A 15,117-nucleotide genomic window follows, 5' to 3' on the forward strand; every position below is an offset into this window, starting at 1 on the left:
CATCGACGGCTCATGACCCGGGCGCAACACCATCGACCGCACATCGCCGAGCCCTTCACCTGCGCACTGAACCACCCGGACCGACGACGGCGAGGGATGGAAGTCCACCGGGAAACCCGCATATCCAGCACGGGAACTACAGACAACGCGAGCCAAGTTTGCGCAGGTCAGCGAGTTCCGTCGGTTCCCCAGCACACCTGGAACTGCGCCACCGCCAGCGCGCTCGTGCCGAGGGCCGGATCCACGCCGCGCGGGCCTTCACATCAGCCCTCCGTCTCCTTGTGAGACGCTCCCCCTTTGTCGCCGAACCCTGGGGGATCAATGCGAATGCGAGGGCGGGTCGGGATGCTGGGGGCCGCGGCCGGCGTCGCGGTGGGGGCGCCCGCGGCCCTGTGGGCCCTGAGGCGGGAAGCCGCGGACGACGGGCGTGCGCCGCAGAGCGTTCCCACGGATCTGCGGCACCGCGATCCCGACGCGACCGACGCGGCCAGGCGCGTGTACGCGCTGCTGGCAAGGCTGGAGAACGACGCGCGGCGGGGCCGGCCGGGCCGGACCCTGATCGGGCAGCACGTGGAGTTGCACAACGAGCGGTACAACACGCAGTACGGCGACTACCGGGGCACCAAGCAGCCGGGCTACTACTACCGCAAGGCCCAGGACATCACCGGCCGCCTGCCCGCCTTCGTGGAGCTCGACCTGGGTCCCGGCTACAACCGTCCGGGCTGGGCCGTGGGCGAGCCCCGCTCCTACTCCCGCGGCTGGCCGAGCTGCCGTCCCCAATGGGGGTACGTGGAGGATGCTGTGGACCTTGCGGTCGGGGTGTGGGCGGGTCTGCCCCGGCCGGCCGACGGCTCGTACCGTCCCTCGGGTACCCACATGGACTGCTCCTCGGGCACCGAGGTCGCCCTGCCGCACAACGGCGGCGCCGCGGCGGGCCTTGTAGGCTTCTCCTTCCACCAGCCCTACCCGGGCAGCCCGGTCAAGGGCTTCGCGCAGACGCTGCGTCGCAACTCTCCGGCCGCGTGGGACCCCGCCTGGTTCGGCAGGGTGGTCACCGAGGGCACTGCCGAGCACGGGGCTCTGCTGCACGACCTCGGGTATCTCGCGGATCACCTGGGCTATCTGGCAGGGCGGGGCGTTCCGGTGCTGTTGCGGCCGTACCACGAGATGAACACGGTGCCCGGGCACGGCTTCTGGTGGGCGGGGCAGGAACCGTCCGCGTACCGGAGGCTGTGGCGGCTGACGTACGACTTCCTGGTGGTCCGGCGCGGCTTGCACAACCTGGTTTTCGTGTGGTCCCCCAACTCCTGGGACGGTACCTACGGCCGTCCGCCGAAGGCCTACTACCCGGGCGGCGGTTACGTGGATGTCGTGGGCGTCGACGACTACAGCGGGAGCCCGGCCCGGCCGTTCGGCGACGGCGGTTGGACCGAGGTCTGGTACTGCGGCCTGGAGGAGTACGCCAGGCCGCGGATCGTTGCCGAGTCCTTCCATGTGCCGCTCAACGTGCACCAGCCCCGGACCCTGACCCGGACGCCATGGGTGTTGTGGACGGTCTGGGGGCAGGCACTGACGTACGACAACGTCTCCGAGCCCCGGAACAAGAACACCGCGGCCGATGTGAAGCAGACCTACGGCGCCTCGTCGGTGATCACTGCCGCCGATTGGAGATCCATGCGCAAGAGTCGATTCGGTTAAGTTTTGAACTTAAACCTTCACACCTATCCCACGCATCGCAGTTATGTGTAATGATCAGCTTCCTGTTCGGCCAGTGTTCAGGCGCCTGGGGGGGCATCTGAGCGGCGCGCGGCCGAACCGCCGAAGAAGGCGTTGCGGGCAGGTAACTTCATGTGAATGCCGCGGTGTGCACCAGTGTGCGCGCCACGGCGGGATCAGCCGTGCCTGGACGCGTCCACTGATCTCACTGGAGTTCCGCAGTCGTCATGGCATCGACACTGGTCGACGGAGGTGTGCCGCATGCGCGGCACAATGCGAAGCTGGCGCAACGCACCGTCTCTTGGAAGCCGGGCATCCTGCCTTTCCTGTTGCCGTTCGTTCTGCTCGTCGTGTTCGGTTTGTGGTCCTACCGGCCGAGTTCCTCGCCCCTGAGCTGGGCGCTCACCGTCGTCTGGTCCCTGCCGGTGGTCGGCGTGCTGGTCGGCATCCAGGGAGCCCTGCTCATCCGCCGCCGGGTGCGGCGCCTGGATGAGATGACCCCGCCCGCCCTTGTCGACGAGGACTTCCTCATCGTCCTGGTGCCTACCATCGGGCGGCACGACACCTACCCGGCGCTGGAGCGTTCGGTCCTCTCCTATGTCGAGCACCTGCCGGAATGGTTCCCGTACATGCGGGTCGACGTCCTGACGGAGGAGGGCTGCGAGGCGGCGGAGGCCATCGACCGACTCGCCGGCTCGCACCCGCTGATCCGTGTGGTCACGGTGCCCAAGGCCTACGTCCCCGCCAACGGCACCCGCTTCAAGGCCCGCGCCAACCACTACGCCCATGAGCTGCGCATCGACGAGGGCGAGGCGCTCGACCACGTCTGGGTGCTGCACATGGACGACGACACCGGCGTCGGCCCGGACACCGCCTCGTCGCTGGCCCAGTTCATCAACCGGCAGCGCCGTGCCCACCCCGACGAGGCCAAACACATGGCCCAGGGCATCCTTACGTATCCGCGCGAGAACGGGGTCAACATTTTCACCTGGCTCGCCGACGCGGTGCGCCCTGCCGATGACATCGCCCGGTTCCGGGCGCTCACCGGCCTCGGCACCCCGGCGGCCGGCGTGCACGGCGAACTGCTGGTGCTGCGGGCCTCCATCGAGGCCACCATCGGTTGGGACTTCGGCCCGAAGGAGATCGTCGAGGACGCCCGCCTCGCACTGACCTTCTGCCGCAAGTATCCGGGCCGCAGCGACTGGTTCAACGGCCGCTGCTATGGCGCCTCTCCGGCCACCGCCCGCGACTTCGTCAAGCAGCGCGAGCGGTGGGCCTGGGGCCTGGTCGCCCTCTGCTTCAACAAGGCCGTCCCCTGGCGCTATCGCTGGTTCCTCTCGATCTGCGTGGCCACCTGGATCCTCGGCCCGCTCCAGCACATCGTCGCGGTGCTGTGCATCGGCCTGCTGGTCGGCGACCTGAACACCTCGCCGGCCACGCAGTCGATTGTCATTCTGTGGGCCCTCAACTTCGCCTACGTCATCTGGACCTACTGGGAGGGTCTGCGGCTGAACGCGCTGGCGTCGGTCGGCGGCCGGCGCAAGTGGTGGGAGCCGATCGTCGTGGTCGCGCTCATCCCCGTCTTCTCCGTGCTGGAAGGCGTCGGCGGCTTCAAGGGCTTCCTGAAGTTCGTCCGGCGTGAGGAGAACAAGTTCGTCGTGATCGCCAAGCCCGCCTGACCTCCCTCGGACACACAGACTGATGATGAAGCGTTCACGTTCCCGGCTGCCCCTGCTCGCCATCTTCCCAGTGACTGTCCTCAGCCTCGTGCTGAGCGCCCCCTTCGTCCTCGGCAACCACCCGGTGCGCTGGGAGTCGGGCTCCGTGCTGCCGAAGATCGTCGTCGGTGACTCCCCGGAGTCCGGCTCCGGCGCCCCGACGGCCGGTACGCCGAAGATCTCCGCGGCGTCCGACGCCGATGCCCTCAAGGTGACCAGGCCCTGGAAGCCGGGGGCGGCCCAGTGGGGTGTGCAGATCTACTGGGAGGAGGCGAAGCAGAAGCGTTCCGACGCGTTCATCGAGGCGCAGGCCCGCAAGCAGGCCACGTACCTCGTCGGCCTGGGCGCCAACTCGGTATCGCTGTCCTTCCCCTTCTACACCGAGGGCCGTACGTCCGATGTGACGAAGGCCGGAGCCGGGACGCCGTCCCCGGAACGCGTCCGGCGTGTCTTGAAGGTCTTCGAGGACGCCGGCTTCCGCACGACGATCCGTCCCGTCATGGACGAGGCCTCCCTGGACCCGCCGACCGGCTGGCGCGGCAACATCGAGCCCGCCTCCCGCTCCGCCTGGTTCCGCTCCTACCGGTCCCTCCTCGCGCCGTACCTTGAGGTCGCCCAGGCCGAGAAGGTGAACACCTTCATCATCGGCACCGAGCTGACCTCGATGGAGGGCGACACGGGCTGGAACTCCCTGGTCGCCACCGCGGAGAAGACCTTCTCCGGCGAGGTCGCCTACGACGCCAACTGGGACAACTACGTGACCGGCCGCATCAACATGCCCGTCAACTACCTTGGCATCGACGCATACTTCCCGGTCAAGGTAGCGGACACTGCGCCGGTGAGCCGGCTGGTCAAGGGCTGGAACGAGTGGCTGGACAGGAAGTCGACAGGCGCCCTGCCCCACATCACCCTCTCCGAGGCCGGCATCGGCGCCATGGACGGCGCCTACCACGCGCCCGGCGACTTCTACGCCCGCCGGACCGTCAACCCGACGGTGCAGGCCAACTGGTACAAGGCCGTCTGCCAAGTGGTCCAGGAGCGCCGGATGACCGGCGTTTACTGGTGGTCGATCTGGTTCGACGACGACCCCAACACGCCACCGGACGACAAGACCGCCTCACGTCTGGACTTCGCCGGCCGCACGCAGAGCGAGCAGGCCATCAAGGCCTGTTTCAGCTCCGGCTACACAGGGCCGGGCAACACCGCCCCGTAGCCGCCGAGCCGTGAAGATCCCCGGACATGCCGGGAGATCCAGAGAGCCCGAACGCTCCTGAAATATCCCAATATCCCCCCACCACCCACATCCGTCCCCGCGACCCTAGGCGGACACCACATGACTGAAGCGATCCTTCTCGTGGGCGGTCAGGGCACCAGGCTCCGGCCCCTGACCAGCCACATCCCCAAGCCGCTGCTTCCCGTGGCGGGGGTGCCGTTCCTCACGCACCAGCTGGCACGTGCGGCCGCGGCGGGAGTCACCCGGATCGTCTTCGCCACCTCCTACCTGGCGGAGCTCTTCGAAGCCGAGTTCGGCGACGGCAGCCGGCTCGGCCTGGAGCTGGAGTACGTCACCGAGAAGGTCCCCCTCGGCACCGGCGGCGCCATCCGCAACGCCGCCGAACGGCTGCGCAGCGCCCCCGACGAGCCGGTGCTCGTCCTGAACGGCGACATCCTCTCCGGCCTCGACATCGCGGCTCTGCGCGACGGCCACCGGGCCTCCGGCGCCGACGTCACCCTGCACCTCAAACGGGTGGACGACCCACGCGCCTTCGGCCTCGTCCCCACCGACGCCGACGGTCGCGTCACGGCGTTCCTGGAGAAGCCGCAGACGCCCGAAGAGATCACAACCGACCAAATCAACGCCGGCTGCTACGTCTTCACCCGCGCGGTGCTCGACCGCATCCCCGCCGGCCGGGTCGTCTCCGTGGAGCGCGAGACTTTCCCCGAGCTGCTCGCCTCCGGCGCCCATGTGCGCGGCGTCGTCAACGACTGCTACTGGCTCGACCTCGGCACCCCGGCTACGTTCGTCCAGGGCTCAGCCGACCTGGTACGCGGAAAGGTCGCCTCCCCCGCGCTGCCCGGCCCGGTGGGCGAGGCCCTGGTGCTGCCCGGCGCCGAGGTCCACCCAAGCGCCGTGCTCAGCGGTGGCACGGTGGTGGGCCCCGGTGCGGTGATCGGCGAGGGCACGGTCGTCGAGGGCAGCGTGCTGCTGGCCGGTGCCCGGATCGACTCCCGCGCCAGCCTCCACCGCTCCGTAATCGGTCGGCACGCCCGGATCGGCGGGGGCAGCGTCCTCGACGCGGTGGTCGTCGGCGACGGCGCCCGGATCGACGAGGGCAACGAACTCCCGCCCGGCCTGCGCATCGCCTGCGGCGCCGACCTTCCCGCGCACGGCGTCCGCACCTCCGCCTCTGCTGCCCCCTGCACGATCGCCCACTCCGGAGCTCCCCATGCATCGACAGTCCAGTGACCGCCCCAGGCCCGAGGGTTGGGGGCCGCAACAGGCGTACGGGGGCTACAGCCAGCAGGGGTACGGCAACCCGCCACCCCCGCCGCAGTACGTCGACCAAGTAATCCCGCAGCAGCCGTACGCCCCCGAGCACGACACCGTCGTAGCCGCTCCGGAACCCGCACCGGGGAAGGACGCGAAGCCGGAACCCGCCCCCCTGCGCTCCCGCTTCCACGCCGTCGACGGCCTGCGCGGCCTCGCCATCCTGTCGGTGCTGCTCTACCACACCAACTGGTTCAGCAATGGCCTCTTCGGCGTGGACGCCTTCTTCGTCCTCTCCGGCTTCCTGACCACGCTCGTCCTGATCCGCGAGGTGGAGCGCACCGGCCGCATCCGCATCGGCCGCTTCTATCGCCGCCGCTTCAAGCGACTGCTGCCTGGACTGCTGATCACGCTCGGCCTGGTAGTGGGGATCTCGTACCTCACCAGCCCGCTGAAGGAGGCGCAGTCGCTCTCCAAGCAGGCACTCGGCGCGTTGCTCCAGATCGGCAACTGGGCGCAGATCGCCCGCGGCGACGCGTACTGGGACCACTTCGGCGCGATCCAGCCCCTGTCGGCGATGTGGTCGTTGAGCATCACCGAGCAGTTCTACGTGGTGTGGCCGCTGGTCCTGGTCCTCACCCTCGCCGTCTTCCGCCGTCGTGTGCTGCCCGTCGCGGTGCTTGCGGTGCTGCTGTTCGGCGCGTCCGCCTTGGTCGCGCCGGTGATGTGGCGGGGTGGAAACCACGACACCGACTACCTGTACCTGGCGACGCAGACCCGAGCCGTGGCGTTCATGGCGGGCGCGGCAGCAGCCTTCGTGGTGTACCTGGTCCAGCGCGGGGCCGCCCGGCGCGGCGGCGGCCCGACGGCCGGCTACCACCTGGCCTCCGTGACCGCGATCGTCTCGCTGGCCGCAGTGGTCTACTGCAGCATCAAGGTGAACACGTACCACGAGCCGCGGCTCTACGAGGGAGGCCTCGCCATCGTCGCCCTCCTGATCGCGGTGACCGCAGCCTGCCTCAGCACCGACCGCGGCCCGCTGGCCCGGGTCCTGCGCCTCAAGCCACTCATGGAGATCGGCCAGATCTCCTACAGTCTGTATCTGCTGCACCTGCCCGTGTACTGGCTGCTGTTGATGGCCTACCCGGACGTGAAGCCGTACGCCCTGTTCCTGCTGGGTACCGGCCTCACCTGGCTGCTCGCCATGATCATGCACTACACGATCGAGCAGTACCGCGTTCGCGACTGGCGCCCCTCCCGGGCGGTCCCCCTGTTCACCGCGGCCAGCCTCGTCATCGGCTTCGGCTCCTGGTACCTCCCCACCTACATCGCCGACTCCATGCACCCCGACGGCAAGCCGCTGGTCCTGACGCTCGGCGACTCAATGGCGGAGGACTTCGCGACGGCGCTGTCGCAGTACGGCGACAAGTACGCCGTGGTCGACGGCGGCCAGGGCGGCTGCGGCATCATGCAGCCCCAGGCGGTACGCGACCGTGTGGGCAAGGTTCTGAAGAACTGGCAAGCGTGCCTCGCCTGGAAGGATTTCTGGACGAAGAACCTGCAGAACACCGAGCCGGACGCCGTCCTCGTGCACGTCGGCTGGGACGCGGCGGAGCAGCAGATCAGTGGCAGGTGGCTGACGTCCTGCGACACCGCGTACCGCACCCGCTACCTGAAGCAGCTGGACACTGCCGTCTCCCTGATCCACAAACAGGCCCCTAAGGCGAAGATCCTGCTCATGAACGAGCGTCGCGCCAACGGCGCCATCATCAACAAGTGGGGCACCTGCTTCGACGACGTGATCGGCACCTACGTGAAGTCCGCCCCGGCCCAGGTGTCCCTGGTGAACCTCGACGCGTACCTGTGCTCCAACGGCGACTGCATGCAGTACAACGCCCAGGGCAAGCGTCTCTACCCGGACGGCGACGGCGTGCACCTCACCAAGGTCGGCATGGGCTTCGTCACCCCGTGGCTGGAGCAACAGGTGTCGGCCGCGCTGAAGCCATGACCCCTGGCGGTCCCTAGCCTGGCTACATCGAACATGACGAGCTAGCGACCTGCCCCGCCTGCGGCTCCCAGGCGTGGCTTGGAGGGTTCACTCACGTCGACGAAGACAAGTGGGCGGTGATCTCCACACCTTATGTATTCACTTGCCCTGCTTGCGACCTACAGATCAAGAACGAAGAGTTCGAGTATCTCGATGATCTCGGCGACGAGGTCGAGCTCGACGAATCACCAGAGGACTTCTACTCCGCGTTGCCGTCGTCCCCGGTGTCGAAGGCGATGAGTGCGCCCCCGGCGAGGAGGAGGAAGCCGGCTTTTAGGACGCGCAGTGCCAGGCGTGCGGTGAATACGGCTTGCTGGATGGGTGGCCGGAGGCCACGGACCGGCTTCACGTTCGTGAGGGTCCGGGGGATCGAGGCGAGCGTAGGCGGGCCGTCAAGCAGGAGGGTGACCGTGAAACTGGCGGCGGGGTCGGGTGGACCATCGGGGCCTCCGTGCTTCGGTGGGTCCACTCCCCTGCACCATCGCTGTCTGCGTCGCCTGCGGGGGCGCTCGCGCGGCCCACGTCCCGACAGGCGCTCCAGCTACTTCACCCGCCGTCCCGTGGAGCGGGCACGAGCTCCGGACCCTCGAGGAACCGAACGTGTCGGCGCCCACGGACATCTGGTCCGTGGGCGCCGGCACGGTCAGCGGTCGGCGGTCAGCCCGCCATCATGGCCTTGATGTCGCTGAGCGACAGCTCGTTCGTGCCACGGTCCGCCGCCTTGCTCTGCGTCCACACAAGGATCGCCGGGTGCGCATCCTCGTACTGGGCGCCGGCGGAAGTGTGCTGCCCGTCGGTGGTGGCGACCTGGGTGAGGTAGGCGGCCAGGACGTGCGGGCCGCCGCCGTTGTACCCGATCTCGTAGCCCAGGCCGTTTGTCTGCGGAAGGAGCGAGAGCACGCCCTTGTCCGTCCGGGCCCAGAACAGACCGCGGCCGGTGTAGAAGCGGCTGAAGACGTCGTCCGGTCGCAGTTCGAGCGGGGCGTACGTCGTGTAGCTCCACTGGTCCGTGCCGCCGGTGCCCGCGTGCTTGAAGTGCTCGCCCACGACGGGCAGCCCGAACTCGGGGTCGTAGAAGGTCCGGCGGCACACGCAGCCCGATCCGGAGATGGCCGAGGGGCTGGCCTTGTCCTCCGTGACGCACGGGTGGAACAGGGCCGGGATCTTCTTCGGGTCCACGAGTGTGCAGTGCATCGCGTTCGGCTCGCAGCGCACCAGCCTGTTCAGCCACTCCTGGAAGTGAGGTGTCACGGTCTGCTGCGCCTCGATGTCCAGTACGGCGTTCAGCGACGACGTGACGGTGCCGCGCTGGGGCTCGGTGTAGAGGACGAAGTTCAGGTAGCCCTTCGTCGGATCAGTCAGGTTCAGATCGCGGGCCTCGTAGGGCAACGTGGCGCTCCAATGCGGGTGCCTGGCGGCCGGGGCGCGGCCGCGGGAACGGTGAGGGTCAGGCGACGCGGTGTTCCGGGCGCAGGGTCAGACCGTCGTACAGGAACTGATCGGCGTCGTCCGGGCCGAGCCCGAGGGCGCGGCAGACGGCGAGCCCTTCGTCGTCGCGGTTGAAGGCGAGCAGGATCTTGCGGCTGGCAGGGTCGGCCATGGCGCGGCGGGCGGCTTCGACGGTGTGGGCGACGCAGCCGGTGGTGCCGTCTTCGACGATGTCCCGGCGCGTGGTGTCGTCCCAGACGTTCAGCTGGAGGTTGGCCCCCTCGGTGGAGCAGTCCTCCTTGGAGTCCGCCCCCAGGACGCACCGCCCGAGCATCGCGGCGTGGGCGCGGCGCTGGAGGTAGACGACCTTCTCTAGGACTTCTGCGGCGTGCTTTTCCAGGTTCTCCTGGACCATCTCTCGGGGCGTGATCGCGACCTCGGGGTCGGAGCACTTCGCCCGGATGTGGAGCGCCGCTACCTCCTTGGCGAGGTCGTCAGCCATGCTGAGCAGGCTCACGAGGTTGACGTCGCCGCGTTGGCGGGGCGGGGGCAGTTCGTCGGGGTAGCTGTCCAGCGGTTCCAGCGGTTCGTGCAGGTCGGTCAAGGTTCCTCCCGTGCCGGGTGCCAACGCCCCGATTCTCAGTCCGGCTCCCGCGGGCTCGCGGGTGAAGTCGCAGATCGGCCACGCCCTGGCCGGTTGCCATCCCTCACCGGTCACGGCCCGTTCCCCTGCCGTGGTCGGGCCGGTTCGTGTGGTGCTGCTGCTGGTCGGCGGGCTTGACCACGTCGGCCGGCTGCTCGGGCTTCGGCCGGGCCTCGAAGGCGCGGCGGCGGGCATTGGCTTCGCGGGTGAAGGCAGCAAGGCGTTCCAGGTTCTCCGGTGTGCGCAGCCACGTCGCCGGGTCGGTCGTACGGCCCTCGAGGTACTCCTCGGGCATCGCGGCCTGCTGATGGGCCTGAACGGCGGCGGCCCGCTGCGCCGGGGTGAGCACGGCATCCCGGCCTGGATGGTCGACGGCGTGCGGCGGGTCTGACGCCTGATCGTGGTGGTCTTCCGTGTGCCCGGCGGCCGGGGCGTCGTCCCGTGCGGCGGCGGGCGGGGTACGGGCGGCGCGGATCGCGTTCTGCACGGCGAGGCTGGCAACCTGGGCCCGCTCGTACCGGCTCGACTCGCGGGGAGGCTTGCCGTCGGTGCCGGCGATCCACCAGCGATCGGGCTCGGCGAAGTCGGCGGTATAGAAGAGCTGGTCGGCATCCGGGGTCCGGCGGTCGGGGTTCGGAACGGTGGACTGACGGGAGTGGTCGGACAGGGCACGGTCGGCGATGTAGTCGTCCAGGCCGCGCGTGAACTCCTGGCCACGCAGGGTCTCCAGCAGGTGCCGGCGGGCTTCGGCCAGGACGTGGCGGCGGGCGAATTTACCGCGGACGGTGGAGACGACCGCGGCGACGTCGACAGCGGCGAGTACGGCGTCCACACGCGAATCCACCCGGGCCCGGATCGCCGCACCCGCCGCGCGGCAGCGCCGAACGAGCCCGTCGACCATCTGCTTGCCGAACTTCAACAGCGCGGACGCCCGCCACCACGCGAGCAGCTGCTTCAACGGGCGCGGGGTCTTCCTCTCAGGGCGGGTGTCCTGCGCCGCCTGCCAGCCGAGGCCGTGGCGGGCGCGCTCGCCGGGCAGCCGCCCGTGCTTCTCCGCGAACTTGTAGGTGAGGCCCTCCAGGACGTCCTCAATCCGCTGACGGCGGGTGGAGGACCAGTCGATGAGCTCGGAGTCGACACCGGCTATCTCCATCACCGGTCGCAGGCCCGGCGTCACCTCCCGGGGCACCGTTGCCAGTCCCAGCTCCTCACACACCTCGGTCGTCATCGTGAGGGTGTAGAGCGTCCCGGTGGCCACCACATTCCGGTAGAGGCGAACCTGTCCAGGGCACCCCACACCGGCTCGCCGTCGTCGCCCCTGCGCTGGACGCGGTTGAGGATCAGGCAGTGGTCATGCAGGAGCGGGAAGCCGTCCCGGTTGTCGAAGTGCCGGAACGCCGCGACCACGAGGGCCGGGGTCTTCGCGCGGCCGCGGCCCGAGGACCACCGGGTCTCCGCGACCTCATCCTCCAGCCATCGCAGCGCCTTGGCGATGGCACGCTCGTGCGCCCGCTCGATGACCCGACGAGTCTTCTTGTCCCCCAGCGCCCACAGCACGATCAGGGACGCCTGCGGCCGGAAGGTGAAGTCGAGGGCGAGCAGCGGAGTCTGCTTGCGAGCCTCGATCTCCTCGATCGGCTGCCCGAGCACGGTGGCCAGTCGTGCCGTGGCCGGGTCAGCACCGTCGTCCAGGAGGTCACGCTCAATACGGTCGGCGTCCGGGTGCCGGCCCTGCCCGAACAGCAGCTCCATCTGCCGCTCGGACACCTCCGCGCCCTCAATGAGCCCGAGCGCGTCCAGGCCGCGCCCTAACCACCTCCCCGGCGGGAGTCCGGCCATCTCCTGGGCATCCTTCAACGACTGGCCGACCGGACGGCGGCCGTCCCCGAACGCGACTCCGCGCACGTAGTACCGCCACGCATTACGCCTCTGAACCTTCGCGACACTGAGCATCCCCACAGGGGACAACGGCTCTGACCTGCGGAAAAGTGCGATCCCGTATGGCGGGAGGGTTTACCGGAACTTCACGGCCGAACCCGCACGGCGGGCGCTTGCGGCGACACCCTGTCCGCCCGACGGACACCACGAGGGCCATGCAAATGCTGCGCCGCCCCCAGCCGCACGCGCACTTGTACCTTCGTCAGGGGCCCAGTCGGAGGGGATGAGTGCCTTCCGGTTGCCTTCGTCGTCGGGCCGCCAGTTGGCGATCACGGCGTTCTGGAACCAGGGTTCGGGCAGGTTCGCATGGTCGCTGACGATGATCTGCAAGTTGCCCTTGTTGAGCTGTACCACTTCGTCGAGGAGCGTGAAGTAAGCGGTGACGGTAGCCCAGTCGGCGTCCTGGATCTTGGAGGCGTCTCGGGGTTTCTCTGGGAAGAACGCCTGTGTGGGTTGATCAAGCATGAGGAAGCTGGGGACAGGCCGACTGCGGCTCCGAAGATAGGTGTGTAGGGCCAGGTGGGCGACAAGGTGGTAGCCGATGCGGTTCTTGGCGCTGCCGATGCGCCGGAGGGGTCGTCGTCCGTCAGGGCTTCTGACGACTACATTGAGGAGACTCAGGCTGATGCTGACCTCGGGGTCTGCTGCAGGTTCGGGTGACATCTTGACCTGCCCCACCTCTCAGGTTCCAGTTTTGGTGGCTAACTGACAGCCCTTCACGGAAGGCTGGCAGTCATGCCTCGTCCCTATCCTCCGGAGTTCCGGGCGCGTGCCATCGCGCTGGTCCGCGCCGGCAAGCTGGCCAAACAGACGGCGGTGGAGCTCGGCATCCATCCCGTCACGTTGTCGAAGTGGTTGCGGCAAGACGACATCGACAACGGGCGACGACCGGGAACGCCGTCGAGCGAGTCTGCTGAGTTGCGGGCCGCTCGCCGGCGGATCCATGAGCTGGAAACCGAGTTGGCGATCGTCCGACAGGCGGCGAAGTTCCTTGGCGAGGACAAGCCGGCCCCAAAAGGCTCTACCCGGTGATCGACCGACTCGTCGATGCCGGGGCACCGGTCAACAGGTGCTGCCGGATCCTTGGCGTAGCCTGGCAGAACTACTACAAGCACAAGCGCTACCGCCGCATCCACGCCGAGCTCACCCTCGGCATGGGCATCCGGGTCTGCACCAGGACCGTGTCGGTGCTGATGACCCAGGCCGGGATCCACGGCCTGCCCGGCCGGTGCGCATCAAACGGCTGCGTGGCATCGTCACCGCCGACGACCTGGTCAACCGGAAGTTCCATCGGTTGCGTCCCGACGAGCTGTGGGTCACCGACATCACGCAGCACCGCACCAGGGAAGGGTGGGTGTACTGCGCAGCGGTCCTGGATGCATTCAGCCGCAGGATTGTGGGCTGGTCCATCGACTCACGGCAGGACTCCACCCTCGTGGTCAACGCGCTGGACATGGCCATCCGCAACCGCCGCCCCGAGCCGGGCGGGATCGTTCACGCCGATCACGGCACCCAGTTCACTTCCTGGGTCTTCGGGGAACGGATCCGCTCCGCCGGCCTCCTGCCGTCGTTCGGCACCGTTGGGGACGGCCTGGACAACGCGATGATGGAGTCGTTCTGGTCCTCGATGCAGATCGAGCTGCTCAACCGCAAGCGCTGGAAGACCCGGGTCGAACTGGCCAACGCGATCTTCGAGTTCATCGAGATCTTCTACAACCGCCAGAGACGACATTCAGCACTGGGCTACCGCACCCCCATCGAGTACGAACTACTCTCCGCACAAGACACCATCCACGCTGCCAGTTAGCCACCGCAGCTGGAACCCAAACCGCGGGGCAGGTCAAGATGTCACCCGATCGTGCAGCAGACCCTACAAGGGCGGCCGGCCCAGAACGTTCGCACTCCCGGAGCGTCGGGAGATCAAGAAGCCAAGTTCCACGGAGATTGAGTTCTACGGCACCACGTGCGTGCCACCCGAAAGTCCGGGTGGCACGAAGATCAGCGGTCGCGGTTCCACCAATCCACGGTCTCCAACGCCAGGACCTTCTTCTCAAGCGCCTCGGCCGCCTTCGCACTCCTGGTGACAGCCCAACAAACGTATAGGTCCGCCCAGGCCAGCGCGGCCTTGCCCCAGTCGGTCGCCCGCATAGGTCGGCCTGTTTCGACTTCGACCAGCCGCTCGCGCAACCAGTTGGGATCCGCTAGCGCCCGGTCGAAGACCGCTTCGCCGAGCCCGGAGGCCAGAGCCTTGCCACTGGTGTAACGCCGCAACCTGCCCCGCAATCCCTGGCCCGACCGCTCGCTGGCCATGCCCACGTACACCATGGGGCCCGCCGCCCCCTGCCTGGCGAGGTAGACGCCAGGCAACCGCGGCACCTCGGCGTCGCTCAGTGGCACCCAGCCCGACCATCTAGCCATGGCCAGAAGCTCCTGACCGAGCAGTTCGCCCATCTAATGCCCCCCTCCGCCGACCCACCGACGCACGCAGTATTGCTGACGCCACCGTGCAAGCGTCGCAATGAAGTCGAGCGGACGATCCCCCGGCTCGGGACCTGCCGTGCCGTGGCCACCCGGTATTGACAAGCGGGCCTACGTCTTCGTCAGCACCATGACTCTGGCCGCCATCCGATTATGGCTCCGCGACTGACACGTCGGACCGCCGACGGAGATCAGTCGCCGACGAACCACAGGTAGTGATGGGAGCTCTCAAGGGCCAACTCCCCCAGACGTCGCACCTCGGCTACCCAGCCGTGGTCCCAGTCCGCAGGCACGTGCGCCAACTCGTCAAGCAATGATCGAATCTGCCAGCCATTGAACATGGTGTCGGTGAATGGGCAGACGTGGCCCAACAGCGGGAACTGGGACCGTTCGATCCTGCTATCCCACTCGTAGCCACAGGTGCCCTTGGCGACCATAGTCCCATTCCCAGCGCGTACCTGCAGGTCAATCATCAGTCGACGCTACCGTCAAAGATCCGCCTGGTTACCTCATATACCAAGGTCCGCCGGACAGGACCTAGTGTGATGCGCCTGAAATCAGGGTCTTAAATCTCTTGCTGGTTTTGAGTGGCTGGCGGAGTGACCTTGGTGAGGTAGTCGGCGAGAGATTTGAGGATCTCGTCGGCGGTCTTGGTCCAGGT

General features: G+C 68.1%; 13 protein-coding genes and 2 pseudogenes. 7 read left to right on the top strand and 8 right to left on the bottom strand.

Features of this window, described 5'->3' with window-relative positions:
- The first annotated feature begins 327 nt into the window (after window positions 1–327).
- The 5 genes from ACZ7L1_RS38575 (at window position 328) to ACZ7L1_RS38595 (ending at window position 7,930) form a co-directional block, all read left to right on the top strand.
- On the top strand, window positions 328–1,698 hold the full coding sequence (locus tag ACZ7L1_RS38575) for a glycosyl hydrolase (protein WP_471444300.1): 1,371 nt from the start codon (window positions 328–330) through the stop codon (window positions 1,696–1,698).
- A gap of 245 nt (window positions 1,699–1,943) precedes the next feature.
- Window positions 1,944–3,395 carry a glycosyltransferase family 2 protein gene (locus ACZ7L1_RS38580; protein ID WP_471444302.1) on the top strand — a complete coding sequence of 484 codons (1,452 nt, stop codon included), beginning with the start codon at window positions 1,944–1,946 and terminating at the stop codon, window positions 3,393–3,395.
- A gap of 22 nt (window positions 3,396–3,417) precedes the next feature.
- Window positions 3,418–4,647: a glycoside hydrolase family 113 gene (locus tag ACZ7L1_RS38585; RefSeq protein ID WP_471444304.1), complete on the top strand. Its 1,230-nt coding sequence runs from the start codon at window positions 3,418–3,420 to the stop codon at window positions 4,645–4,647.
- Window positions 4,648–4,767: 120 nt separating this feature from the next.
- Complete coding sequence (manB, locus tag ACZ7L1_RS38590; RefSeq protein WP_471444306.1) at window positions 4,768–5,901, top strand: mannose-1-phosphate guanylyltransferase; 1,134 nt, start codon at window positions 4,768–4,770, stop codon at window positions 5,899–5,901.
- Window positions 5,882–7,930: an acyltransferase family protein gene (locus tag ACZ7L1_RS38595; RefSeq protein WP_471444308.1), complete on the top strand. Its 2,049-nt coding sequence runs from the start codon at window positions 5,882–5,884 to the stop codon at window positions 7,928–7,930. Before manB ends, ACZ7L1_RS38595 begins: the two co-directional genes overlap by 20 nt.
- 238 nt (window positions 7,931–8,168) lie before the next feature.
- Here ACZ7L1_RS38595 and ACZ7L1_RS38600 read toward each other — a convergent pair whose 3' ends face one another.
- The 6 genes from ACZ7L1_RS38600 to ACZ7L1_RS38625 form a co-directional block, all read right to left on the bottom strand.
- A complete protein-coding gene (locus tag ACZ7L1_RS38600) occupies window positions 8,169–8,318 on the bottom strand; it encodes a hypothetical protein (RefSeq protein ID WP_471444310.1) in 150 nt (49 codons plus the stop codon).
- 308 nt (window positions 8,319–8,626) lie between these two features.
- Complete coding sequence (locus ACZ7L1_RS38605; protein ID WP_471444312.1) at window positions 8,627–9,358, bottom strand: hypothetical protein; 732 nt, start codon at window positions 9,356–9,358, stop codon at window positions 8,627–8,629.
- Window positions 9,359–9,416: 58 nt separating this feature from the next.
- Window positions 9,417–10,001: a hypothetical protein gene (locus tag ACZ7L1_RS38610; protein ID WP_471444314.1), complete on the bottom strand. Its 585-nt coding sequence runs from the start codon at window positions 9,999–10,001 to the stop codon at window positions 9,417–9,419.
- 103 nt (window positions 10,002–10,104) lie between these two features.
- A complete protein-coding gene (locus ACZ7L1_RS38615; RefSeq protein WP_471444316.1) occupies window positions 10,105–11,268 on the bottom strand; it encodes a relaxase domain-containing protein in 1,164 nt (387 codons plus the stop codon).
- Window positions 11,265–11,993, bottom strand: a complete 729-nt coding sequence (gene mobF / locus ACZ7L1_RS38620; RefSeq protein ID WP_471444318.1) for a MobF family relaxase — start codon at window positions 11,991–11,993, stop codon at window positions 11,265–11,267. Before mobF ends, ACZ7L1_RS38615 begins: the two co-directional genes overlap by 4 nt.
- A 60-nt stretch (window positions 11,994–12,053) precedes the next feature.
- Window positions 12,054–12,656, bottom strand: a complete 603-nt coding sequence (locus ACZ7L1_RS38625) for a DUF3732 domain-containing protein (RefSeq protein WP_471444320.1) — start codon at window positions 12,654–12,656, stop codon at window positions 12,054–12,056.
- A gap of 57 nt (window positions 12,657–12,713) precedes the next feature.
- Here ACZ7L1_RS38625 and ACZ7L1_RS38630 point away from each other — a divergent pair.
- Window positions 12,714–13,785, top strand: a pseudogene (locus tag ACZ7L1_RS38630) (IS3 family transposase).
- A 191-nt stretch (window positions 13,786–13,976) separates the two neighbouring features.
- Here ACZ7L1_RS38630 and ACZ7L1_RS38635 read toward each other — a convergent pair.
- Entirely contained in the window at window positions 13,977–14,429 is a 453-nt protein-coding gene (locus ACZ7L1_RS38635; protein ID WP_471444322.1) for a hypothetical protein, read from the bottom strand.
- A 57-nt stretch (window positions 14,430–14,486) separates the two neighbouring features.
- Between ACZ7L1_RS38635 and ACZ7L1_RS38640 the strand changes: the two are divergent.
- Window positions 14,487–14,625: pseudogene (locus ACZ7L1_RS38640) on the top strand (IS5/IS1182 family transposase); the annotation flags it as partial.
- A 22-nt stretch (window positions 14,626–14,647) separates the two neighbouring features.
- Here the strand turns inward: ACZ7L1_RS38640 and ACZ7L1_RS38645 are convergent.
- On the bottom strand, window positions 14,648–14,929 hold the full coding sequence (locus ACZ7L1_RS38645; RefSeq protein ID WP_471444324.1) for a hypothetical protein: 282 nt from the start codon (window positions 14,927–14,929) through the stop codon (window positions 14,648–14,650).
- Window positions 14,930–15,117: the final 188 nt, after the last annotated feature.

The sequence above is a fragment of the Streptomyces sp. NPDC107546 genome, from assembly GCF_055639175.1.

What these genes read in the sequence shown, in the direction of transcription:
- ACZ7L1_RS38595 (WP_471444308.1), top strand. Translation starts at nt 5,882, where the DNA reads ATGCATCGACAGTCCAGTGACCGCCCCAGGCCCGAGGGTTGGGGGCCG.
- ACZ7L1_RS38615 (WP_471444316.1), bottom strand. Translation starts at nt 11,268, where the DNA reads ATGACGACCGAGGTGTGTGAGGAGCTGGGACTGGCAACGGTGCCCCGG.
- ACZ7L1_RS38575 (WP_471444300.1), top strand. Translation starts at nt 328, where the DNA reads ATGCGAGGGCGGGTCGGGATGCTGGGGGCCGCGGCCGGCGTCGCGGTG.
- mobF (WP_471444318.1), bottom strand. Translation starts at nt 11,993, where the DNA reads ATGCTCAGTGTCGCGAAGGTTCAGAGGCGTAATGCGTGGCGGTACTAC.
- ACZ7L1_RS38585 (WP_471444304.1), top strand. Translation starts at nt 3,418, where the DNA reads ATGATGAAGCGTTCACGTTCCCGGCTGCCCCTGCTCGCCATCTTCCCA.
- ACZ7L1_RS38580 (WP_471444302.1), top strand. Translation starts at nt 1,944, where the DNA reads ATGGCATCGACACTGGTCGACGGAGGTGTGCCGCATGCGCGGCACAAT.
- ACZ7L1_RS38635 (WP_471444322.1), bottom strand. Translation starts at nt 14,429, where the DNA reads ATGGGCGAACTGCTCGGTCAGGAGCTTCTGGCCATGGCTAGATGGTCG.
- ACZ7L1_RS38645 (WP_471444324.1), bottom strand. Translation starts at nt 14,929, where the DNA reads ATGATTGACCTGCAGGTACGCGCTGGGAATGGGACTATGGTCGCCAAG.
- manB (WP_471444306.1), top strand. Translation starts at nt 4,768, where the DNA reads ATGACTGAAGCGATCCTTCTCGTGGGCGGTCAGGGCACCAGGCTCCGG.